We start from the raw sequence: 23,960 nt of genomic DNA on the forward strand, positions 1-23,960 counted from the left end.
GTAGAATCCATTTTTCTCGTATTTTGTCCACATGTTTGCTTGAAAAGCTTTCGGCAATCAGTTACATTTGCCCATCTACTAATTCAAAAATAGAGTAATGAACATACCATCAGAATTAAAGTACACCAAGGACCATGAGTGGGTCAAGATAGATGGAGATACCGCTACCGTAGGAATCACGGATTTTGCCCAAAGCGAATTGGGTGACATTGTTTATGTGGAAGTGGAGACTTTGGACGAAACCTTGGACAAAGAGGAAGTGTTTGGAACTGTGGAAGCCGTTAAAACTGTTTCCGATTTGTTTTTGCCCCTAAGTGGTGAAATCGTGGAGTTCAATGAGTCCTTGGAAGACGAACCAGAAAAGGTAAATACCGACCCTTATGGTGATGGATGGATGATCAAAATTAAAATAAGTGACCCTTCGGAGGTCGACGGTCTGATGAGTGCCGACGACTACAAGGAATTGATCGGTGCGTAAAACAATTGGATATACCTTATTATTTATAAGCTGGGTAGTGGTCATCACCATGCTCAGCTTATTTTCTTTCCCAGCCATGGACTTGGACCCGGGGAGTTTTAATGTTCCCTATGCCGATAAAATCACCCACTTTATATTCTACTTGGTGTTCGGCTTTGTAGGCTGCATGAGTGTAAGGGAAAGAACCATGGGAAACCTAGGTCTGGTCAAAACGACTAGGATTGTTTTGGTTTTGGCCATTATATATGGTATACTTATTGAGATCTTACAGTACACACTGACCACAGATCGTATGGCCGAGTTGGGCGATGTTTTTGCAAATACATTGGGAGCATTTGCAGGAATAGGACTAATTCGGTGGGTTTTTTCCAAGAAAAACCCGTTAAAATGGAAATTTTAATTGTTTATTTAACCAATTAATAATTAAATTAGCAAACACTAAATTTAGAAAAGGAGAAAAAGGATGGAACCAAAAAAGAACCCGAAAGCAGACGTAGGAAGAAACAGTACCCTGTACTTTGTTATAGGATTGGCTGCTGTTTTGGCATTGGTCTACGGAGCCATGGAGTGGAAAAAGTACGACAAGGCCAATAACTACGACATTTCGATGAATGTTGAAGATCAATTGGACGAAGAAGTGCCGATGACAGAGCAGATAAAGACTCCACCGCCACCACCGCCACCTGCTGCCCCCGAAGTTATCGAGGTTGTAGAGGATGAAGAAGAAGTGGAAGAGACCGTAATCGAGTCTACCGAAACAAGCCAAGAAGAAGAGGTTATAGAAATCGAAGAGGTTGAAGTGGAAGAAGTGGAAGAAGATATTTCCGTACCCTTCGCCGTAATTGAGGATGTGCCTGTTTTTCCAGGTTGTGAGAACGCCAAGGATAAAAAGGCATGTTTCCAAGAAATGATGCAGAACCACATTCGTAAAAACTTCCGCTACCCAGAAATCGCCCAAGAAATGGGAGTCCAAGGTAGGGTTAGTGTTATTTTTGTGATTCAAAAAGATGGAAGCATAGGTAACATTAGAATGCGTGGTCCAGATAAAAACTTGGAAGCCGAGGCAAGAAGAATCATTGAAAAATTGCCAAAGATGACCCCTGGAAAACAAAGAGGTCGTCCAGTTAAGGTGCCATTCAGTATTCCAATTACCTTTAAGTTGCAATAAAAATTTATAAATTCCTGTCGAGGCAGGAATGGAAAAAGCCCGAACAGCAAACTGTTTGGGCTTTTTTTTGTTCAATTGCTATAAGAATCATAAAACGTGAGCTTTGGTTGCAAAAGATAGGCTCTGGCGTTATCTTTGCCAGCCAATATAGTTGTGGATGAAGTCTGCCGTAGGTTCCGTAAAAAATAACACGCTTTCCTTACTATTTTCCGATTTTAAGGAGATTACCAAGGCCAAGTTGGCCGTTAGCGTGGTGTTCTCTTCCATTGCAGGATATCTCTTGGGGGCCTATCAGATTGATTTGTTGTCTCTCTTATTGCTGATGTTCGGAGGATATTGCATGGTAGGTGCATCCAACGCCTATAACCAAATTATAGAGCGGGATTTGGATGCCCTTATGAAACGCACCCGAAATAGGCCCATACCCTCTGGCCGAATGTCGGTACGGACCGCGTTGGTGGTTGCCATTTTAATGACGGTTCTCGGGGTGCTGTCCCTTTTGGCACTTAGTCCCAAGACAGCCATGTTCGGTGCCATATCGCTCTTTTTGTATACCAGTGTGTACACGCCCTTAAAAACGAAATCGCCTCTTGCGGTTTTTGTGGGAGCCTTTCCTGGAGCCATTCCCTTTATGTTGGGATGGGTGGCCGCCACGGACGATTTTGGCATAGAGCCCGGTACCCTGTTCATGATTCAATTTTTTTGGCAGTTTCCCCATTTCTGGGCATTGGGCTGGATGTTGGATGAGGACTACAAGCAGGCTGGATTTAAAATGTTGCCCACAGGGAACAAGGATAAAGGAACCGCATTGCAAATCATTCTATATACCATTTGGATGATCGTGATTTCCATTATCCCCGTTTTCGGATTCACGGGAAGATTGCACCTCTCCATACCAGCAGCAGTCATTGTATTGTTGTCGGGATTGGTCATGTTGTTCTTCGCTTTCAAACTATATGAAAAACGGGACAATACTTCCGCAAGAAAGTTGATGTTGGCAAGTGTCACCTACATATCATTGATTCAAGTAGTATACGTAATAGATAAGTTTATAAGTTAATAATGGATTTAACCCAAGGAACAGCAAAGGAAAAGAACAGAAGGGCAAAGAAAATGATGCTCTGGTTCGGTATTGTGAGTTTGATCATGGGCTTCGCTGGTTGGACCAGCGCCTATATTGTGAGCAGCAAGCGGGAAGATTGGGTAAGCGATTTGGATTTGCCAAGTGCCTTCTATATTAGTACGGCAATCATAGTTTTGAGCAGCATTACCTATTTATTGGCAAAAAAGGCTGTCGCAAAGGACAATCAAAAAATGGGAACCCTCTTCTTGGTGGTCACATTTGTCTTAGGGATTGCGTTTATATCCCTCCAGTTTGTCGGGTTTTCCCAGATGCTGGAAAATGGATATTATTTTACGGGTCCAACGAGCAATATTAAGATGTCCTACGTATTTTTGCTGGCAGCGGTGCACATTGCCCACGTAGTGGCAGGTCTCATATCACTTTCGGTGGTATTGGTGCAGCAACTCAGAAATAAGTATACCCCGGAAAATATGTTGGGATTGGAGCTTGGCGCCACCTTCTGGCATTTTTTGGATTTTATTTGGGTATATCTAATTCTATTTATGTATTTCGTGAAATAAAACTTGTTTGGAGCAGTTTTCACTCAAGTTTGTCTTTTACAATACATCAAAAAATGTAAATTTGTGAAAGTTTTAATAAAACGACCTTTTTTATGGATGCAACGGTAAGTACCGGTACAGAAGACAGCGTTTGGGGAGGCGGAAATCAGCCCCTAGGTGCTAGCTATGGAAAAATGATGATGTGGTTCTTTATCATGTCGGATGCCTTGACCTTTTCTGGGTTTTTGGTAGCGTATGGTTTCTCTAGATTTAAGTTCATTGAACAGTGGCCCATAGCCGATGAAGTGTTCACCCACTTTCCGTTCTTGCATGGTGTAGAAGCGCCCATGTACTACGTAGCCTTTATGACCTTTATCCTGATTATGTCTTCCGTAACCATGGTATTGGCTGTGGATGCAGGGCACAAGATGAAGCAAAAAAGTGTCATTCTTTATATGTTCCTGACCATTATTGGTGGTGCCATCTTCGTTGGTTCACAGGCTTGGGAATGGGCAACGTTTATCAAAGGGGATTACGGAGCGGTCGAGACCAACTCAGGTAGAATCCTTCAGTTTGTAAATGCCGAAACCGGTAAGAGAGCGGCTTTGGCGGATTTTGCAAAAACCTTACCAGAGGAAAGGGTAAAACATGAGGCCAGCGAGGGAATTTGGTATCAATCAGAAGGATATAGAACATCCTACTCCTTAAATGAAGTTGTGGAAGGATTCAAGGCAACGCCCAATATTCTGATCCGCACCGAAATATTGAACGAAGAAGGCGAAAAAACAGTTTTGGATAGAAAACAATCCTTGGCGAAAATATTGGAAGCCAATCAAGTGGTGGAAGGTGCCAATTTGATCCATAACGAATACGGACACCGACTGTTTGCCGATTTCTTTTTCTTTATCACCGGATTCCACGGCTTTCACGTATTCTCGGGCGTAGTGATCAACATCATCATCTTTTTTAATGTGATTTTGGGTACCTACGAACGCAGAGGTCACTATGAGATGGTGGAAAAGGTTGGACTGTACTGGCACTTTGTGGATTTGGTATGGGTATTCGTATTTACATTCTTTTACTTGGTATAAAAACATTGACAATACATGGCACACGAACATAAACTTGAGATTTTTAGAGGACTGGTAAAATTTAAGTCGAACACCCAAAAGATTTGGGGCGTACTTATCTTCCTTTCCATAGTGACCGCCATTGAGGTGGCATTGGGTATTGTTAAGCCAGCGTTTTTAACGGATAATTACTTCCTTGGGATGAAGTTGCTCAACTGGATTTTCATTATCCTCACTTTAGTGAAGGCCTATTACATCGCATGGGACTTTATGCACCTAAGAGACGAAAAAACTTCATTGAGAAGGGTAATTGTTTGGGTCCCTGTTTTCCTTATCTGTTATTTGATATTCATTTTGCTTTTCGAGGCGGATTATATCCATAACGTTTTCACGGAAGGATTCGTGACTTGGGACTTCTAAACAAGTATTTAACAAATTTAAAAGACGGTTTTCCAACCGTCTTTTTTTATTTTTGTAGGGCTGAAATACTATGAAAAAGAAAATAGTTTTAGGGATACTTTTTATACTCCCAGTGGTGGTTTATCTCTTTTTTGCTTCCGGAGTGAATAACTTTGGCCGCCTACCCACCCTTACCGAAAATGTGATGGATGTTTCCCAGATAGATCCTGCACGGCAATTGAAGGGCAAGATAACGGTTCTTGGTTTTTTTGGTACGGACATTGGAGCCATGCAAGGGAACGCCTTTAACCTGAACCAAAAAATTTATAAAAGATTTGGGGAGTTCAACGATTTTCAAATGGTGATGGTGGTGCCGGAAGGCAAACAGGAGCAAGTGGAAGAATTGAAAGCGGAATTGGGTAAACTCTCCAATGTGGATAAATGGTACTTCGCCTACGGTACAGAAGCGGAGATCAAGAGTCTTTTTAGCTCCTTGGACAGCAATATTGATTTGGACAACCAGTTGTCCACCCCCTATGTTTTTATTATCGACAAAGACCTAAAGCTAAGGGGTAGAACAGATGATGAGGATGAAGGGACCAAATATGGGTTCGACACCTCGTCCGTTGCGGAACTGAATAACAAAATGGTCGACGATGTCAAGATTATCTTGGCAGAATATCGTTTGGCCTTAAAAAAGAACAATGCCGACAGGATCAAATAGCAAGAAGAAGTATACGTATATCTGGGTATCCGCCATCATATTGATTTTCGGGACCTTTGCGGTGTACGAAATCACAAAACGGGTAAAAGGTGGTACAGTGGTCGAGAACGACCGTATGAGCAGTATTTCCAAGAACAAGGAAGTGGGTTTTGTGGTCAACCAAGGGGAAAAACGTAAGGTTCCCGATTTTGAGTTCTATAATCAAGACAGCGTTTTGATCAGCAATAAGGATTATCTTGGAAAAGTTTATGTAGTCGAGTTTTTCTTTACCACTTGCCCTACGATTTGCCCCATTATGACCAAGAACTTGGTAGAATTGCAGGAAACCTTCAAGGGCAGTGAAGATTTTGGCGTAGCCTCATTTACCATCAACCCAAGATATGACACGCCCACGGTACTGACCGCGTATGCCAACAAATACGGAATCACGGATAAGGACTGGCATTTGATGACTGGTGATAAGGACAAAATATATGAATTGGCCCAGCAAGGATTCTACATTTTTGCAAACGAGGACCAAGAGGCGCCAGGCGGCTTTGAGCACTCCGGGATGTTCGCATTGGTTGACAAAAATGGGTATATTCGTTCGCGGGAAGATGAATTTGGTAACCCATTGATCTATTATCGTGGAACCATAACCGAGGAGCAAGGAGTCAACTCTGATGGAGAGACCCAGCAGATAAGCATTTTGAAAGAGGACATTAAAAAACTATTGGCAGAATGACCGATGAACTTACCTTAAAGGAAAAACGGTTCAACAAATGGATTACCGTTATCTCCATTGCAATTCCCTTAGTGGTTGCCCTATTGTTCGGATATAAAATTCCCAATGCAGAACCCCTATCATTTCTTCCGCCGATCTACGCGAGCATAAATGGACTTACCGCCATTCTTTTAATTGTAGCGGTCATAGCCATAAAAAATGGTAAGAAAAGGACGCATCAAAAATTAATGACCACTTGCATTGTGCTTTCAGCCTTGTTTTTGGTGATGTACGTAGCCTATCACATGACATCGGAATCGACCGTTTTTGGTGGTGAGGGGCCCATCAAATACATCTACTATTTTATATTGATGACCCACATTGTGCTATCCATTGCCGTAATACCGTTAGTGCTCATCACCTATTCCAAAGTGTATTTGGATGATTTTGAAAGCCACAGGCAATGGGCAAAGTATACATTTCCTATTTGGCTCTATGTGGCGGTAACCGGGGTTTTGGTCTATCTGATGATTTCACCTTATTACCCCTATTGATTTGTTATGAAAACACGATTCTTCCTCATCATTATCCTTCTATTGGTACTCCCTACCGTTGCGGATGCCCAGTGTGCTATGTGTCGCGCAGTGGTGGAAAGTGAGGCCGATGGCAGAACGGCCGAAGGCATCAACAATGGTATCGTGTATTTGATGGCGGTGCCTTATGTGCTGGTAGCCGGACTTTTCTACTTCATTTACCGAAAAATGCGGGCCTAACCCGCTCTATTCCCATAAATTTCGACCAGAACTGTAACATTTTGCGACTTTGATTGTCTTATAGATATACGCTTAGGCGTTCATCAATCAAAATCGCTGACCTATGTTCGACTTGGAGCGGTGGCAAGAAATATTTGACACCATACGAAAGAACAAACTCCGTACCTTTTTGACCGGTCTCTCCGTAGCCTCCGGTATCTTTATTTTGGTCATTCTTTTGGGATTTGGGCAAGGCATGCGCAATGGTATCGAAAACGAATTCAAACAAGATGCCTCCACCAGTGTGTGGGTATGGCCGGGAGTTACCTCCAAAGAATACAAAGGACTCAATCCGGGAAGACGCATTCAATTGGTCAATGAAAATTATGACAAGGCTAGTACCATGTTCAATGAGGATATTGAGTACAGTTCTGGTAGGATATTTGTTCGGGGCGTCAGCGTGAACTATGGAAAGGAAGCCTTGATTTATGGAATTCAAGGGGTAGGCTCCGATTTTCAATTTATTGATAATGCCCAAATGGCCGAAGGAAGGTTCATTAATTACCAAGATGAAATTTCCAATGGAAAAGTGGCCGTCATCGGGAACAAAATAAAGAAGGATGTTTTTGGCAACGTCGAAACGCCCATCGGGGAGTTTATCGATATTTCGGGCATTCCTTTTAAAATCGTCGGAGTCTTTAAAGAAATGCGCGAACGGGAAGAAGAAAATATATTCATACCCATTTCTACGGCGCAACGCACTTTTAATGGAGGCAATAGAATCAACAATATGTCCTTTACCTTGCCCCCGGTAGATAATTTTGATGCTGCGGTGGCTCAGGCTGTAAATTTTAAGGATGACCTAAAACAATACCTACAGCAGACCCATACGGTGGCTCCAGACGATACAGGTGCCATTGAGGTATGGAGCGCCATGGAAGAGGCCAAACGCTACTATGGACTTACCAATAACATAAAACTGTTTTTCTGGTTCGTGGGCGTATGCACCATTATCGCTGGGGTGGTTGGGGTAAGCAATATTATGATGATTGTAGTGAAGGAGCGTACCCGCGAGATAGGAATTCGAAAAGCCTTGGGTGCCAAGCCATGGTCAATCATTGCCATGATTCTGCATGAGGCCATTTTTGTGACCGCAATTTCTGGCTTTGGTGGACTTATCTTCAGCATGGCATTGTTGGAACTTGTAGGTCCCCATATCGAAGTGGACTACATCATGAACCCTTCCGTAAATTTCAATGTGGCCTTCTCTACCGTAATTGTGCTCATCGTGGCTGGAACCTTGGCCGGTTTTGTGCCCGCGTACCGCGCTGCAAAAGTAAAAGTAATCGAATCCTTGAGGGACGAATAACCTAACCGATATGTTCAATAAAGATAGATGGCGTGAAATTATAGAGGTGCTCACTACCAATGTGTGGCGTACCATTTTTACGGCCTTTGGTGTTTGCTGGGGCATCTTTATCCTTATCGTACTGTTGGCGGCCGGCAAGGGTTTGGAAAATGGTATCAAACAGGATTTTGGGAACATTGCCACCAACACCATGTTTATGTGGACCCGTGCCACCACCAAGGGCCACGAGGGCTTGCCCAAGGGACGACGCTTTGAGTTTAAGATAGGCGATGTGCAGGCATTGCGGGACAATGTGCCCAACCTTAGGTTTATTTCCCCAAGAAATCAATTGGGTGGTTTTGGAGGCAACAACAATGTGGTGCGTGGTACCCGTACAGGAGCGTTCAATGTTTATGGCGATTATCCGGAAATTATCAATCAGGATCCCATGACAGTTACTTCGGGGCGTTTCCTCAATTATAACGACATCAAGGAAAAAAGAAAAGTGGCCATTATAGGTCAAGGGGTAAAGAACGACCTCTATGATAAGGACGAAGATGCATTGGGCACCTACATCAAGATACAGGGAGTCAACTTTATGGTCATCGGTACTTATAAAAAGAACACCAGTGATGGGGGCGAAGAGGGCCAAAAGGAGATTTTCGTGCCTTTTACCTCTTTTTCTCAGGCATTCAACCGCGGAGAGGATGTAGGGTGGATGGCCATTACGGCCAACGATGGTAGTTCCATCTCCCAGCTAAAGGATAAGATTGTGGATGTCATGAAAAAACGCCACAAAGTCCATCCGGAAGATACCCGAGCCGTCGGCTACTTTGATCTGTACGAACAATACAATCGTGTGGAGAGCCTCTTCGGGGCATTAAAAGGAGTCGCCTATATTGTAGGGATCATGGTGCTGCTGTCCGGAATTATCGGGGTAAGCAATATAATGCTCATCGTGGTAAAGGAGCGGACCAAGGAAATCGGTATCCGAAGGGCTTTGGGAGAACAGCCATGGTCCATTAAAAAGCAAATTTTAATGGAGTCCATTTTCCTGACCCTGATCTCGGGTATGGTAGGGATTATTTTTGGCTCGTTGGTCATTTTCGGAATCAACTCACTATTGGATAGCGTAGGGCCCGTAGATATGTTCATGAATCCAAGTGTAAGCGTGGGCGTGGTAACGGGTGCTCTCACCATCTTGATGGTGTCAGGGCTTCTTGCCGGGTTTATTCCTGCACAGAGCGCCATAAAGGTGCGGCCTATTGAAGCATTGCGAACAGAATAAAAAATAAGAATCAATCAATTAACAATACGTAAAATGAAAAAATCGGTAACCATTGTCATCTTGTTGCTCATCGTAATAGTGTTCGGTGGCTCCATGTACTATCTCTATCAAAAAAATGCGGAAGACCCTGTGGTGTACGAAACCGAAACACCGTCCAAACAGACTATTGTGAAAAAGGCCGTGGCCACGGGAAGCATCCTTCCTTTGGAAGAGGTGTTGATCAAACCTAATATTTCGGGTGTAATCGAGGAAATCTATGTGGAAGGTGGCGATTATGTCAAATCTGGTGATCTGTTGGCAAAAATCAAGGTAGTGCCAAATCTTTCTGCACTCAATGATGCCAAGAACGCCATTAATGAGGCCAAGATCAATTTGGACGATCAAAAACGGAACTACGAGCGCCAATCCAATCTATTTGGCAAGGGCGTTATCCCAAAAGCGGATTTGGAAAGGGCGGAAGTGTCCTACGACCAGGCCAAGCAGGCCTATGCAGCGGCCAATCAACGATATGATATTGTAAAGACGGGTACCACCAGCGGTTTGAGTAATTCGGCCAACACCTTGATACGTGCCACCGTAAGCGGAATGGTTTTGGAAGTGCCCGTGGAAGTGGGCAATCAGGTCATCGAAAGCAATACCTTTAATGAGGGTACCACGATTGCAGCCATAGCCGATGTTGACAAAATGATCTTCGAAGGAAAGGTAGACGAATCGGAGGTGGGGAAAATCAAGGAAGACCTTCCCTTGGAAATTACGGTAGGTGCCATTGAAAACCGAGTGTTCAACGCTGTGCTCGACTATATTGCTCCTAAAGGCAAGGAGGAAAATGGGGCCATTCAGTTTGAGATCAAAGGAACCCTCAGGAAGAATGATACCGTTTTTATTCGCGCTGGACTAAGTGCGAACGCTTCTATTATTTTGGCAAGGGCCGATAGCGTGTTGGCCGTAAAGGAGGCCTTGGTGCAATTTGATGATGAGACCAAAAAACCGTATGTTGAGGTGGAAACCGCCGACCAGCAATTCGAAAGAAAAGAGGTGGAGCTTGGCGTGAGCGATGGCATATTCGTAGAGGTCAAGTCAGGTTTGGGAGCCAGTGACAAGGTCAAGGTATGGAACGCATTGGCCAAGGAATAGGCATTAAAAACCACCCTTTCGAAAAAAAAGTAAAAAATCTTGTAACATTTTAACAACTTTAATGTCTTACTTGCAGAGGTAAACGTAAGATAGCTAACATCATCAATCATGATAGAAATCAAAGATCTTCATAAATCCTATAAAATGGGAAGCAATTCCCTTCATGTTTTAAAGGGAATCAATTTTAAAGTAGAGGAAGGCGAACTTGTGGCCATTATGGGATCTTCGGGATCAGGTAAATCCACCTTGTTGAACATTTTGGGAATGCTGGACGGAGCCGACTCAGGGGAGTACACCTTGGATGGCGTGCCAATCAAAAATCTGAGCGAGACCAAGGCAGCCCAATACCGAAACAAATTCTTGGGATTCATATTCCAGTCATTTAATCTAATCAACTATAAGAGCGCTTTGGAGAACGTTGCCCTTCCGTTGTATTACCAAAAGGTGCCAAGAAGGGAGCGACAAGAAAAAGCTATGCAATATTTGGAGCGCGTAGGACTAAAACCATGGGCAGGACATTTGCCCAGTGAGCTTTCCGGAGGACAAAAACAAAGGGTGGCCATTGCCCGTGCCATGGCTGCTGAACCCAAAGTCCTTTTGGCGGATGAGCCCACCGGTGCTTTGGACAGTAAAACGTCTTACGAAGTAATGGACCTTATCCAAAAAATTAACGACGACGGAAACACCATTTTGGTGGTAACCCACGAAGAAGATATTGCCCACATGTGCAAACGTATTGTGCACCTAAAGGATGGGGTAATTGTGGAAGATAAAAAAGTAGAACAAGTAAGAGCGGAACAGTATGTTTGATCGCGACGTTTGGCAGGAAATTTTCAACACGCTGAAGACCAATAAGCTGAGGACCTTTTTGACTGGTTTTTCAGTGGGGTGGGCCATCTTTATTCTGGTGATGCTGTTGGCCTCGGTAAATGGGATGCAGAATGGTTTTGTAGGGCAGTTCAATGACGATGCCACCAACTCCATCTTTGTTCGCCCTGGAACCACATCCAAGGCATATGGCGGTTTTGAAGCCGGCAGACGCATCCAGCTCAAGAATGATGATTTGGAGTACATCAAACAAAGCTTCCCAAACGATATAGAATACATCAGTGCAAGGTACTATGCCAATGCGACGGCAAGGTATAAAGCCGAAACAGGGTCCTACTCCGTACAGGCAGTACATCCCGATCATCAGGCCATAGAAAAAACCTTGGTAATGGAAGGTAGGTATATCAATGAGGCCGATATTGTGAATAAGGCCAAGGTGGCTGTTATCGGAAGAAAAGTAGCTGAAGATCTCTTTAAGGATGAAGACCCACTAGGGAAATTTGTCCAATTCAATGGATTACCGTTCAGGGTCATCGGAATCTTTACGGATGATGGGGACGACAACGCAGAACGAATGATTTATGCGCCAGTAAGTACGTACCAACGGATTTACAGTAACACCAACGACATCAATGCCATTGCCCTAACGTACAATCCCAATTACGACCTTTCGGAAGCCCTGGAGTTTTCGGAAAGATTGGAAATCCTAATGAAACGCAGGTATAAGATTTCACCCGAAGACCAAGCTGGACTCTATGTTTGGAATTATGCCGAGGCTTTTGACAATATCAGCAGTTTTACCGCGGTGCTCAAAGCTATTGGTATTGGTGTAGGTTTTTTGATCTTGGTTGCTGGAATCGTAGGAATCGGTAACATTATGGTATTTACGATCAAGGAACGAACCAAGGAAATCGGGGTGCGAAAAGCTTTGGGTGCCAGACCGCGCCAGATTATAAATTTGGTGTTGTTGGAATCTGTTTTTATCACGGCCATCTCTGGTTTTGTGGGATTGGCTTTTGCGTGGATGATTCTGGCTGCGGTAGGACCTGCAATCCAGACACCAGCCTTCAGCAATCCTTCCGTAAGCCTTTCCGTGGTGGTCACTGCGACCATCATATTGATCATTGCAGGAGTATTGGCTGGCTTGTTGCCGGCTATGAAGGCCGCAAACGTTAAACCCATTGTTGCACTAAGTGATAAATAGTTATGTGGTTATTTGATAAAGACTTGTGGATAGAAATATTTCATACTCTGGGCAAGAACATGTTCAGGACCTTTTTGACCATGTTGGGGGTTATCTTCGCTATGATCATCTTGGTATTGTTGTTAGGTTCTGCCAACGGGATGAGCAACGGGTTCAACAAACTTTTTGCAGGCACAGCTTCAAATAGCTTGTTTGTTTGGGGTCAATCCACCTCCGAACCCTATAAGGGCTTTGAGCGTGGAAGAAGAATCCGATACAAGTTGGAGGATGCGGACATCCTGAAAAGACAGATTCCTGAAATTGAAGTCCTTGCGCCACGTATTGAGTTGGCTAGCCATAGAGGTACCGTAAGCGTATACAGAAATGGACAGACAAGTGGTTCCTCCGTATATGGGGATTATCCTGAAATTGACAATATCACCAAAAAGAAGTTGGTGGAAGGCCGGTTTTTAAACCAGACTGATATTGAAGATTCCAAAAAAGTCTGTGTCATTGGGGAAGAAACCTATAAGCTCCTTTTTGAAAAAGGCGAAAAAGCGATTGGCGAGGAAATCCGTATCAATGGGGTATATTTTAGCGTAGTGGGAATCTATAAACCCAATAACAACATCAATATTGATGGTGAGAACGCGGTGTTCATCCCGTTCAGTACCTTTCAAAAAGCCTTTAATTCAGGTGATCGTATGGGATGGATGGCCATTGCCGTTGAAGAGAATACGCCTGTGCCGTTTGTGGAGGCTCAAATCAAAAGCATTTTAAAAGCCAAGTACGATATACATCCGGATGACGAACGTGCCATAGGCAGCTTCGATATGTCCGAAATATTCAACAATATTACCGGGTTTACCATGGTGCTCAAAGGGTTCTCCTTTTTTGTAGGGATTTTTACCCTGCTCGCGGGTGTCATCGCCATCAGTAATATCCTTTTGATCACGGTAAAGGAACGTACCCAGGAAATAGGCGTGCGTAGGGCACTTGGGGCAACCCCAGTCATTGTGAAGCGTCAGATTGTGGTAGAGGCCATCGTATTGACCGCATTTGCTGGCTTGGTCGGTTTTGCCATCGCAGTAGGGGTATTGTCGGCGTTGGACGCCATGTTTGGCAGCGGGGATGATTTCCCGTTCGTGAAACCCATGATCAGTGTGCCTCAGTTCATCGTATCATTTATTTTAATGGTAGGTCTGAGCGTGCTCATTGGCCTATTGCCAGCCAACCGTGCAGTAAAAATTAAACCCATAGACGCATTACGGGAAGAATAATCATCAATACAATTAAATAACGAAATCAAATAAGCAAGAATGAACAAGTATGTAAAGTACGGATTAATAGGGGTAGTGGTTATAGGTATTTTGGCCGCTGTAGTCTACTTTTTAAAGCAGAACAGTACTCCTGTAGAGCTGTATAAAACCGAAACAGCAGAAAAGAAGGACATTGTAAATAAAGTCATCGTAACCGGTAAAGTGATTCCCGAGGACGAGATCAACATCAAACCCCAAATTTCCGGAATCATTGATAAAATAATGCTGGAAGAAGGTGCCCAAGTAAAATCTGGAGACCTGATTGCCGTGATCAAGGTGGTTCCCAACGAACAATCCTTGAACCAAGCGGCCGGTAGGGTTCGTAATGCAGAGTTGGCACTGAACAATGCCAAATTGGAATATGACCGGAACAAAACTCTTTTTGACAAGGGTGTTATTTCCAATCAGGATTATAACAACTTAAAGCTGACTTACGAGCAAGCCTTGCAGGAGTTGAAAAACGCCCAGGCCGATTATCAAATTATTAGAAAAGGTTCTGCGGGAGGTTCGGCCAGTGCCAACACCAATATTAGGGCTACCGTATCCGGAACTATTTTGGAGATTCCGGTAAAAGAAGGGGATCAAGTAATCCAAAGTAACAACTTTAACGAAGGTACTACCATTGCTACCATAGCCGATATGTCCAAAATGATCTTTGAAGGAGAGGTGGACGAAGCCGAAGTAGGCAAGTTGAGCGTGGGCATGCCTTTGGAAATCAGTTTGGGAGCCTTGGAAGAGCAAAAGTTCGACGCCAAGTTAAAGTTCATCGCCCCAAAAGGTGTTGAGGAAGAAGGTGCCGTTCAATTTAAAATAGAAGGTGATCTTGATGTAACGCCTAGTGATAGCACCTCATACGTACGTGCCGGATATAGTGCCAATGCTTCCATTGTATTGGAAGAGCGGAAGGACGTACTGTCCATAAAAGAAGCATTGCTCCAGTTCGATAAGGAAACCGAGAAACCTTATGTGGAAGTACAGGTGGCCGAGAACGAGTTTGAACGCAGGGATTTGGAATTGGGTGTAAGCGACGGTATCGATGTAGAAATTGTATCGGGTATTACCGAGGATGACAAAATCAAGGTTTGGAACAAGTTGGAGAAGCGATCTGACGAAGAATAAGACAGGCCAACCAATATTAATGAGCAAAATCAAAAAACGAATGAAATCAAAAATTTCAATACTACTATTTTTTTGTGCCGTTTTTTCCGTAAGCGCACAGGTCAAGAAATGGACATTGGAAGAATGTGTCACCTATGCTGTTGAGAACAACCTCACCATTGAGCAGTTTGAGCTGGACTTGGAAAATGCGAAAATCGACAAATCCGATGCATTGGGAAATTTATTGCCCGATTTAAACGCCAATACCAACATTTCTGGAAACACGGGTCTTATTCTTGATCCTACGACCAACCAGTTGGTAACGGGGACCATTCTTTCCTCATCGGCCAATATAACTTCATCTGTCACACTTTTTGACGGTTTGCGAAACATCAACCGTTTAAATCGTGCCAAGTTGAATGCGATATCCAATCAATATCGTTTGGACGACCTTAAGGACGATATTCGATTGAACGTGGCAAACGCCTATTTACAGGTTATTAGCAATAAGGAGGCCCTTAAAGTTTCGGAAGCACAACTTAAGGTTACCGAGCAGGATATGAATCGAACCAAGGAGTTGGTGGAATCTGGAGTGGTGCCGAGGGGAGATTTGTTGGAAATCGAAGCAACCGCAGCGAGCCAAGAACAGCAGGTAATCAATAATGAGGCCTTGGTGACTATCTCCAGGATCAATTTGGCACAGCTACTGCAGATTACCGACTATGATAACTTCGATGTGGCCGATGAGTCTTTTGAAGTCCCACCTTCCGATATTTTGTCCAATTCCCCAAAATCCATCTTTGCAAAAGCCCTTGAATTCAGAAATGACATCAAATTGGCGGAGGCAAACATTGAGGTTGCGGAGAAGGATGTACAAATTGCGAAAGGGGCTTACTATCCAACGATTGGTGCGTTCTTTAACTACAATACAAGGTATTCCGATCAAAACAGGGATCCTCTAACAGGGGAGTTCATTGGATTTATTGATCAGTTATGGATCAACGATGGTATTTCGTATGGTGCACAGTTGAACGTACCCATTTTTAATGGATGGAGCACACGGAACAACGTGAAACGTGCTAAAATCGATTTGGACCGAGCCCAACTGCAAATGGAATCCACAAAATTGGAACTGGAAACCGCCATCAATCAAGCGTATGTGGATGTAAGGACATTTTCAAAAGCCTATGAGGCAGCCCAAAAGACCCTTGAGGCGCGTGAAGTGGCGTATCAATATTCCAAGGACCGATTCGATGTTGGACTTTTGAACGCTTTTGACTTTGGTCAGGCACAAGCCCGATTGGACGATGCGCGCGCCAATGTGATCCGTACCAAGTATGATTATATCTTCCGCTTGAAGATATTGGAGTTCTACTTTGGTATGCCAATCTCATTAAACTAGTATCTTTGTGGCCGCTATGGCCATACTATTACATTTAGAAACAGCGACCACCAATTGCTCCGTAGGCATTTCCAAGGATGACCAAGTTGTCGTCCTAAAAGAGAAAAACGCGGTGAACTATTCACATTCAGAGCAATTGCACGTATTCATAAAAGAAGCCTTGAAAGAGGCTTCTTTGTCATTTACGGACCTTGATGCCGTAGCGGTAAGCAAGGGACCGGGTTCCTATACCGGATTGCGCATTGGAGTATCCGCGGCCAAAGGCCTTTGTTTTTCTTTGGATGTTCCCCTGATTTCGACACCGACCCTACAAAACATGGCCCGTCAAGTAGATCTGAATCCGGGTGAATTGTTGATTCCTGTGCTGGATGCCAGGCGAATGGAAGTGTATTCCTGTGTGTATGACCATCGTTACCATGAAGTGCGGGAAACCCGTGCAGAGATTATCGATGAAGCTTCATTCGCCGATTATGTCAGCGAAAACAAGGTCCATATCGTGGGAAGTGGGGCGGAAAAATGTAGGGGTGTCTTGCAACACCCCAATTTTATCTTTAATCCTGATGTGGTACCATCTGCAAAGGAGATGGCCACTATTGCTTTCGAGAAGTTCAAGTCGCAACAATTTGAGGATGTGGCCTATTTTGAGCCATACTATCTCAAGGACTTTGTACTTCAGCAAAAGAAGAAAGGTTAATCCTCCATAGCTTTGTGCATCACCCGTTGCGGGAATGGAATTTCGATTCCTGCTGCATCAAAGCGCAGTTTTGTTTGTTCGATCACATCAAAATGTGCTGGCCAGAATACATCGTTGTTGGCCCAAAAACGTAGCGTTAGGTTTACCGAACTATCGGCCAATGCACCCACGTAAACTTCCGGTGCTGGCTCGGTATTGATGTTCGGGTTGTCCGCACAGATTTTCAATAATATTTCCTTGGCTTCCTTGATGTTGGACCCGTAACCAATACCCACGTCAATTTTGTCCCTGCGGGTATCTTCCATATTGTAGTTCACAATGTTTCCGTTGGAAAGCTGTCCGTTTGGAATGATGGCAATCTGGTTGCCGAAGGTGCTCAATTTGGTATTGAAAATGGAAATTTCCTTTACCGATCCGTCCACACCTTGGGCAGAAATCCAATCACCTACTTTAAATGGTTTAAAGATGAGTATGAGCACTCCTCCCGCAAAATTGGCCAAAGAGCCTTGAAGGGCCAAACCAATGGCCAAACCTGCTGCACCAACGATAGCGACCAAGGATGAGGTTTTAACGCCCAGTTGGGTAATGACCAGGACAAAGAGCAATGCCTTTAGAACAATGCTGATAAAGCTTTGTAAGAAAGACTCCAAGGTTTCATCGTAATCCTTTTTCGCGAAAAAGCGGCGGACCATCCGATTGAAAAATTTGATGACCCAAAGACCAATAAAAAAGGTGATGATGGCCGTAATGAGGCTCGGTAAAATGCTTATGGCCCATTCCATGGCCTGATCAATGTAATCTTGGTAATTTTCTAGTTCTTCCATAATGGTTTTTGTTTAAATGGCAACGTAATTAATATTCAAGTGAAATAAAAGAAAAGGTTTTTAAACAATTGTTAATGTTAAGCCCCTTTTATAATTGCTCCAAAGCCTCACCTGCACTATCTACGGGGAGTTTACAGGCTCCTTCGATACAGACATAAATGAGTGTTTTACCAGGTACTTCCCTGTTTTTCAACAATTCCAGATTCCCTTGGCTTTGGCTGCCCACCAAAATACTTTGGGGCACATAGGTTTGGGCAAGTTCACTTCCCATGGTCCTGTAGTCTTCACCAATTACTGCAATTTCGTAGAAATTATGATTCTGGTATAGCACCAAATGCAACCAATTCGAAAAGCTTTGGGCCCTGCGGTCAAAGTCCTTTTGAACGTTTTTCAGCATTTGTTCGGATAAGCTGCCGTAGCCTTCATCAGGGTAGAGTTTGTGAAGTTTGAACAGATTGATGGCCATCATGGAGTTGGACGAGGATATCACATTGTCGTCCACTTCGATGGTCCTTCGGATAAGGGATTGGTCTTCGTCAGAAGTATAAAAGAACATGCCCGAAGTTTTGTCAAAAAAGTGTTCCTTGGTATAGTCGAGCAATTGTTTGGCCAAACCAAGCCAGTGTTCGTCAAAAGTGACCTCGTACAAGGCCACATAGGCGTCGATTACCGTGGCGTAATCATCCAAAAAGGCGTTGATGCTACTTTTTCCTGCTTTGTGGTTCCTGAAAAGTGAATGGTTGTCCCTGATCATTTCCCGCTCAATGAAAGCTGCATTTTTTAGGGCAAGGTCCAAATAGGCCTCTTCCCCCAAATAACGATAAGCATCTACCAGTCCTTTCAGCATTAATCCGTTCCATGAGGTCAGGATTTTATCGTCTAGGCGGGGTTTTGAGCGTTTTTCCCTCTCCTTTTTTAAAACCGAAAGACTCTTTTTAATGGTTGTCTTTAATTCAGATATATTAATATTGAATTGCTCCGCAATTTCAATATCACTTTTGTCCCGTATCAAAACATAGTTGTCCGCTTCCCAATGCCCGTAGGAATTGATGTTGAAATATGCCTTGAAGAGGTCATAATTCTTGCCCAAAAGTTTGGTGAGTTCGGCTTCGGTCCAAACATAATAGGCGCCTTCCTCCAGATTGCCATGTTCATCGAGGCTGTCTGCGTCCAAGGAAGAATAAAATCCACCGCTATTGTCCAAAAGCTCCTCTTGCACAAATTCCAAGGTACCGGTCACCACATCCTTGTACAATGGGTTTTGGTTGGTGGCGTAGGCTTTGGCATACAAGCTTACTAGTTGGCCGTTGTCGTACAGCATTTTTTCAAAATGGGGTACGTGCCACTTTACATCCACGGCGTATCGGGAAAAACCACCGCCCACATGGTCATAAATGCCGCCATAGGCCATCCGCGTCAGGGTGGTGTCCACAAAGTCCATAATTTCCGGTTTTTGCGCAGTGGTGGCATAGTGCAATAAAAAGTCCCAATTATTGGGCATCATAAATTTGGGGGCACGTTTATGTCCGCCTAAAAAAGTGTCAAAATACTGGGTCCAATGTTGCACCGCAGCATCCAACTGTTCTTGGGAATACTGTTCACTATCCGTATCCGTTTCCACTAGGTTAATGGCATTCAGGCCATTGGCAAGGTCGGCCGCATATCCGGTTATTCTGGGTTTATCCGTTCTGTAAAGTTCCGCCAACTGCTCCAGGGATTTTATCCAATTCTCTTTGGGTACATAGGTGGCGCCCCAAAATGGCCTTCCATCGGGAAGCGCGACAATATTGAGCGGCCATCCGCCCTGACCTGATATCATCTGTATGGCATCCATGTAAATTTGGTCTACATCCGGGCGTTCTTCGCGATCTATCTTGATATTGATGAAGTGCTCGTTCATCACCTTGGCCACTTCCTCGTCCTCAAAACATTCCTTTTCCATCACATGGCACCAGTGGCAGGCCGCGTAGCCAATACTGATCAGCAATAATTTATCTTCTTCTTGGGCCCTGTTCAGAACATCTGGGTGCCATGCTTCCCAGTTGACGGGATTGTGCGCATGTTGCAGCAAATAGGGACTGGTCTCATGGATGAGGGCATTGGTATGTTTGTGGCTCACTTCTTCCGGTTTTTGTTTGCAGCTCAGTGCTGCAGTTACAAGGACTATGAAGAAAAGTACTTTTTTCATCATTTGGGCATTTTTGCGCATAAAAAAATGCGCCACTGAGGACGCATTTTTCTTGCTTCAATGCAATTATTGAACTTCAAAGGTGATTTTAACGTTCACCCTGTAGTCGTCAATCTTTCCATCCTTTACTGTAGCGCTTTGCTCATTAATGTAAATGGAACGGATGTTTTTGACTGATTTTGAGGCCTGCTCCAACGCTTTATTGGTTGCATCTTCCCAGCTTTTGCTGGAATTGGCCAATACTTCGATAACTTTTAAAACTGCCATGGTCAATGTAATTTTTAGATTCCCTTTAAGATAGGAAAAATTGAACGGACTACGGCAGTAATCGCGGGAAATTACCCGTTTAAGGCAACGACTTCCTTGATTTTTTCGCCCATCATGTTCTTTAGCATGGTTTCGATACCGTTTTTAAGGGTGAAGGTGGAAGATGGACAACCACTGCACGCCCCCTGAAGGATAACGCTGACCGTTCCACTTTGCTCCTCGTAGGATTGGAAAAGGATGTTTCCGCCATCGCTGGCCACGGCAGGCTTTACATATTCTTCCAAAATATCAATGATCTGCTGTGAGGTATCATCATACTGGGTCTGGGTGTTCTTTTGTTCTACCGTTTCCCTGCTTTTTTGAATGGCTTCGGCCGTCACTACTTCCTTGCCATCCGCCAAGTAATCACGGATGAACTCACGCAACTGCATATTGATTTCTTCCCAATCGGCCACTTCATATTTGGTGATGGAGACATAGTTTTCGTCCATAAATACCTCCTTCACAAAGGGCAGATGGAAAAGCTCTTTGGCCAACGGAGAGTCCTTGGCCTCATCAATATTTTTGAATTCGTAGGTTGAGGGAACAATACGCTTGTTGGAAACGAATTTCATCACCGCCGGGTTTGGCGTAACTTCGGCATACACTGTGATGGGTTGTTTTTTCTTTACATCCACCTCATTTACAATGGGTTCCCCCGCATTAAGGTATTCCACCAGCTGTTGGGCCACTTCGTCCTTAACATCATCCCACTCCACAATATCAAAACGTTCCAAGGCCACAAAATTGCTGGCTATGTAAACGGTTTTGACGAATGGTAGATAGAAAAGTTGCTGTGCCAAAGGCGAATCTTTGGCCTCATCGATGTTCTTATATTCGTAGTTGCCCTTCACCAAAAAATGGTTGGCTTCCATTTTGATGATCTTGGGGTTGTTGGTAGGGACAACCGTAATATTGTACTCTTTCATCTGTTATCTTTTATGCAAAAATACCAATAGTTGGAATGCGCAGCAAAATATTATAATAATGTACGGTGCTTTCCGTTATCTTATTGTTTTATTGTATTCAACAACTATTAGCCCCAGTCGTCACATGAGACGTATCTTAACCTCAATTATAATCATCCTTTGTTTTGGGTCTACCATAAAGGCACAGGAGGGAATTCCGGTATATTTCGACTATTTATCGGACAATTATTATCTGGTGTATCCTTCAATGGCCGGTATTGCCGAGGGTACCAAGATTCGTCTTACGGCAAGGAAGCAATGGTTCAATGTAGATGAGGCACCGAGCTTACAAACGTTAAACATCAATTCGAGGGTAGGGGAGCGCAGTGGTATTGGGGGCATTCTATTTAATGATTCCAACGGTTACCACTCCCAAACGGGGTTCAAGGCCACCTATGCGCATCATTTGCAGCTTGGAGGTGATTTTCGTACGCTCAACCAGTTGTCTTTTGGTTTGAGTGCTGGCGTGATATTAAGCAGTCTGGACGAGACCGAGTTTAGATCGGTAATCCCTGATCCAGTGGTGACCGGGGTGAAGAATACGGCCAGTTACTTTAACATGGACCTTGGGGTTTCCTATAATTTATTTGAGTTTTACGCCCACGCCGCAATTTTGAACGTTTTGGGCAGTGGACGCGACTTATATACCTTGGCCGAGTTCGATAATTTGCGACGCTATCTATTCTCCGTGGGCTATGTTTTTGGGAATACGACCCGAATAGAACCTTCCATATTGTTTCAGATGACTGAATTCACCCGTGAAAAAACGGTGGATTTCAATGCCAAGGTGTACCGGGATGTGAGCTTTGGTACCGTATGGGCAGGGCTATCGTACCGTCGCAGTTTTGATGGTGCCCAATTCCAGACCAACGGCACGTTCGGAGAACAGCGCTTACAGTTGTTCACACCGATTATCGGTGTCAATGTGAACCGATTTATGTTTTCTTACAACTATTCGTACCAGTCGGGTGATATCCGATTTGATAATGGCGGGTTCCATCAAATTACCTTGGGGTACGATTTTGGCCAGAGCGATCAAGGCAAGCGTTACGATTGCTATTGCCCTGCAGCCAATAATTAGAGAGTTATCGTTTAAAATCAGTAAAAGCACAGCCGAGAACTGCATAGGCACTCGACTGCGCCTGTCTGCCGACAAAGGCAGGCTTGATTTCAAAATTTTGATATGAGGGTTGCTCCTAATTTTCCCACCTATAATTTTTCTTGGAAGCTTGGGCCTTAATGGCAGATAGCATGGCATTTTCCAATTCTCCCGTCTCTTCTTTTTGATGTTCGGCGATATACGCTTCGCGTTTGGCATTGAGTTCCTGGATTTGTTTTTGGATGTCCTGCCGTTCCGCTTTCTTTTGATCGATGTAAGCCTTGATCTCCTTTTCGGATTTTCCTTGAAGTTCTGCTGGAAGCTCCTCATCCTCCAGTTCCGAAATAACGGTCGCATCCGCTTCGGCAGCATCTACCAAGTCCCATTGTGAGTTTTTGTACAATCGGGAACTCTTGCTCACCGCGCGTTTTACCACTACGACTTCTTCCAAGGCGGCGGCATTGGCATCCTGCACGGATTGAAGCTCTTTTTTCTGCCTGCCCATGGCTCCGTAGGAAACATAGGTATTGTTCAGTTTAGAGTTCAATCGGATGATCACATCATCGTATGGCGTTGCGATATGCACCACTTGGCGATTATGGTCTATGGCCATGTATTCCCCACCGGTTAGGGTAGCTCCTTGTTTCCACATGGTGGAAATGCCCTGCTCGTAATTACCGCAAAAAATGGTGTTCACGATAACATCCTTTTCCTTGGCATTGGCGGCCGCATCCTCAAAGTTGAGTTTTCCTTGGGTAAAAGGCTCATTGCCTGCAATAAAGACCATTTTAAGGTCATCGGCATTTTTGCCCCAATCCAATTGCTTTAGCGACGTATGGATAACTTGCCCGCAATATTCTTCCCCGCCGTTTGTGGTCAGTGAGAAGAGCTTTTCGGAGATTTCGTCCAAATCCTTGCTAAACCCTAGAACCTGCCTAATGTAGCCTTCTTGGGAAGAAAGATTGTCGTTGCCATACTCATACAATGCAATTTGTAACGATGGCCGCAGATCATTGCCGCATTTGGCATGGGTGAATTCGTTCACAATGTCCCACAGTTGGGCCTTTGCTTGGTTAATTAGTCCGTCCATACTGTTACTGGTATCCAGCAAAAGTGCGATTTTAACGTATTGTTCCTTGGGTTGTGCTTCCGCATACCTAGTGTTCAAAGTAGTGGTTTCTTGGGTATGTGCCTTTAGGTTACAACCATAAGTTGTTCCTGTCAAGAATACTAAAAAGGCTGAGCTTACAAACTGTTTAATATGTTTCATGATGCAATAATTTTAATGTTGGGGTAAATGTATCCGTATCATTTTCCAAATAAAATCGGGAATGAGCGAAGGTCCCCTTTAATTGAGGGAACGG

The 23,960-nt window shown here is 44.0% G+C and carries 26 protein-coding genes; 21 read left to right on the forward strand and 5 right to left on the reverse strand.

The window, feature by feature from the left end; genetic code table 11:
* Positions 1–97: 97 nt before the first annotated feature.
* From gcvH to tsaB, 20 genes are all read left to right on the forward strand, one after another.
* Positions 98–478: a glycine cleavage system protein GcvH gene (gene gcvH / locus GGE08_RS04550; protein ID WP_127142292.1), complete on the forward strand. Its 381-nt coding sequence runs from the start codon at positions 98–100 to the stop codon at positions 476–478.
* Complete coding sequence (locus GGE08_RS04555; RefSeq protein ID WP_179383687.1) at positions 471–878, forward strand: VanZ family protein; 408 nt, start codon at positions 471–473, stop codon at positions 876–878. Before gcvH ends, GGE08_RS04555 begins: the two co-directional genes overlap by 8 nt.
* Positions 879–941: 63 nt before the next feature.
* Entirely contained in the window at positions 942–1,646 is a 705-nt protein-coding gene (locus GGE08_RS04560) for an energy transducer TonB (protein ID WP_127142294.1), read from the forward strand.
* Positions 1,647–1,803: 157 nt separating this feature from the next.
* Entirely contained in the window at positions 1,804–2,706 is a 903-nt protein-coding gene (gene cyoE, locus GGE08_RS04565; RefSeq protein WP_179383688.1) for a heme o synthase, read from the forward strand.
* A 2-nt stretch (positions 2,707–2,708) separates the two neighbouring features.
* Entirely contained in the window at positions 2,709–3,290 is a 582-nt protein-coding gene (locus GGE08_RS04570; protein ID WP_179383689.1) for a heme-copper oxidase subunit III, read from the forward strand.
* Between the two features lie 92 nt (positions 3,291–3,382).
* Positions 3,383–4,360 (forward strand): cytochrome c oxidase subunit 3, encoded by a 978-nt coding sequence (locus GGE08_RS04575; protein ID WP_179383690.1) that lies wholly within the window; start codon positions 3,383–3,385, stop codon positions 4,358–4,360.
* 15 nt (positions 4,361–4,375) lie between these two features.
* Positions 4,376–4,759, forward strand: a complete 384-nt coding sequence (locus GGE08_RS04580) for a cytochrome C oxidase subunit IV family protein (protein WP_179383691.1) — start codon at positions 4,376–4,378, stop codon at positions 4,757–4,759.
* 70 nt (positions 4,760–4,829) lie between these two features.
* Positions 4,830–5,462, forward strand: coding sequence for a hypothetical protein (locus GGE08_RS04585; RefSeq protein WP_179383692.1), 633 nt, complete (start codon positions 4,830–4,832; stop codon positions 5,460–5,462).
* A complete protein-coding gene (locus tag GGE08_RS04590; protein WP_179383693.1) occupies positions 5,443–6,186 on the forward strand; it encodes an SCO family protein in 744 nt (247 codons plus the stop codon). Before GGE08_RS04585 ends, GGE08_RS04590 begins: the two co-directional genes overlap by 20 nt.
* The gene (locus GGE08_RS04595; RefSeq protein WP_179383694.1) at positions 6,183–6,719 is read left to right on the forward strand and encodes a DUF420 domain-containing protein; all 537 of its coding nucleotides are present in this window, start codon (positions 6,183–6,185) and stop codon (positions 6,717–6,719) included. Before GGE08_RS04590 ends, GGE08_RS04595 begins: the two co-directional genes overlap by 4 nt.
* Before the next feature lie 6 nt (positions 6,720–6,725).
* Positions 6,726–6,938, forward strand: a complete 213-nt coding sequence (locus GGE08_RS04600) for a hypothetical protein (protein WP_179383695.1) — start codon at positions 6,726–6,728, stop codon at positions 6,936–6,938.
* Between the two features lie 103 nt (positions 6,939–7,041).
* Positions 7,042–8,286, forward strand: a complete 1,245-nt coding sequence (locus GGE08_RS04605) for an ABC transporter permease (RefSeq protein ID WP_179383696.1) — start codon at positions 7,042–7,044, stop codon at positions 8,284–8,286.
* A gap of 10 nt (positions 8,287–8,296) precedes the next feature.
* The gene (locus tag GGE08_RS04610) at positions 8,297–9,553 is read left to right on the forward strand and encodes an ABC transporter permease (protein ID WP_179383697.1); all 1,257 of its coding nucleotides are present in this window, start codon (positions 8,297–8,299) and stop codon (positions 9,551–9,553) included.
* Positions 9,554–9,586: 33 nt separating this feature from the next.
* Positions 9,587–10,687, forward strand: coding sequence for an efflux RND transporter periplasmic adaptor subunit (locus tag GGE08_RS04615; protein ID WP_179383698.1), 1,101 nt, complete (start codon positions 9,587–9,589; stop codon positions 10,685–10,687).
* A 108-nt stretch (positions 10,688–10,795) separates the two neighbouring features.
* Positions 10,796–11,497, forward strand: a complete 702-nt coding sequence (locus tag GGE08_RS04620; RefSeq protein WP_179383699.1) for an ABC transporter ATP-binding protein — start codon at positions 10,796–10,798, stop codon at positions 11,495–11,497.
* Positions 11,490–12,719 carry an ABC transporter permease gene (locus GGE08_RS04625; protein WP_179383700.1) on the forward strand — a complete coding sequence of 410 codons (1,230 nt, stop codon included), beginning with the start codon at positions 11,490–11,492 and terminating at the stop codon, positions 12,717–12,719. Before GGE08_RS04620 ends, GGE08_RS04625 begins: the two co-directional genes overlap by 8 nt.
* A gap of 59 nt (positions 12,720–12,778) precedes the next feature.
* Positions 12,779–13,978, forward strand: a complete 1,200-nt coding sequence (locus GGE08_RS04630) for an ABC transporter permease (RefSeq protein WP_257023949.1) — start codon at positions 12,779–12,781, stop codon at positions 13,976–13,978.
* A gap of 39 nt (positions 13,979–14,017) precedes the next feature.
* Positions 14,018–15,136: an efflux RND transporter periplasmic adaptor subunit gene (locus GGE08_RS04635; RefSeq protein ID WP_179383702.1), complete on the forward strand. Its 1,119-nt coding sequence runs from the start codon at positions 14,018–14,020 to the stop codon at positions 15,134–15,136.
* A 40-nt stretch (positions 15,137–15,176) separates the two neighbouring features.
* A complete protein-coding gene (locus tag GGE08_RS04640) occupies positions 15,177–16,517 on the forward strand; it encodes a TolC family protein (protein WP_179383767.1) in 1,341 nt (446 codons plus the stop codon).
* Positions 16,518–16,533: 16 nt separating this feature from the next.
* On the forward strand, positions 16,534–17,211 hold the full coding sequence (gene tsaB, locus GGE08_RS04645; protein WP_179383703.1) for a tRNA (adenosine(37)-N6)-threonylcarbamoyltransferase complex dimerization subunit type 1 TsaB: 678 nt from the start codon (positions 16,534–16,536) through the stop codon (positions 17,209–17,211).
* On the opposite strand, the gene GGE08_RS04650 is transcribed toward tsaB, so the two are convergent.
* From GGE08_RS04650 to GGE08_RS04665, 4 genes are all read right to left on the reverse strand, one after another.
* Positions 17,208–18,035, reverse strand: coding sequence for a mechanosensitive ion channel family protein (locus tag GGE08_RS04650; RefSeq protein ID WP_179383704.1), 828 nt, complete (start codon positions 18,033–18,035; stop codon positions 17,208–17,210). The two genes, tsaB and GGE08_RS04650, sit on opposite strands and share 4 nt — an antisense overlap.
* 88 nt (positions 18,036–18,123) lie before the next feature.
* Complete coding sequence (locus tag GGE08_RS04655) at positions 18,124–20,223, reverse strand: thioredoxin domain-containing protein (protein ID WP_179383705.1); 2,100 nt, start codon at positions 20,221–20,223, stop codon at positions 18,124–18,126.
* Between the two features lie 66 nt (positions 20,224–20,289).
* Positions 20,290–20,490: a dodecin family protein gene (locus GGE08_RS04660; RefSeq protein WP_127136558.1), complete on the reverse strand. Its 201-nt coding sequence runs from the start codon at positions 20,488–20,490 to the stop codon at positions 20,290–20,292.
* A 71-nt stretch (positions 20,491–20,561) separates the two neighbouring features.
* A complete protein-coding gene (locus GGE08_RS04665; RefSeq protein WP_179383706.1) occupies positions 20,562–21,458 on the reverse strand; it encodes a NifU family protein in 897 nt (298 codons plus the stop codon).
* A gap of 124 nt (positions 21,459–21,582) precedes the next feature.
* Here GGE08_RS04665 and GGE08_RS04670 point away from each other — a divergent pair, with 124 nt between their 5' ends.
* Positions 21,583–22,578, forward strand: coding sequence for a type IX secretion system membrane protein PorP/SprF (locus GGE08_RS04670; protein ID WP_179383707.1), 996 nt, complete (start codon positions 21,583–21,585; stop codon positions 22,576–22,578).
* A 115-nt stretch (positions 22,579–22,693) separates the two neighbouring features.
* Here GGE08_RS04670 and GGE08_RS04675 read toward each other — a convergent pair whose 3' ends face one another.
* A complete protein-coding gene (locus GGE08_RS04675) occupies positions 22,694–23,866 on the reverse strand; it encodes a vWA domain-containing protein (protein WP_179383708.1) in 1,173 nt (390 codons plus the stop codon).
* Positions 23,867–23,960 lie beyond the last annotated feature (94 nt).

The organism is Allomuricauda sp. ARW1Y1, from assembly GCF_013407935.1.
Taxonomy (GTDB): Bacteria; Bacteroidota; Bacteroidia; order Flavobacteriales; family Flavobacteriaceae; genus Flagellimonas.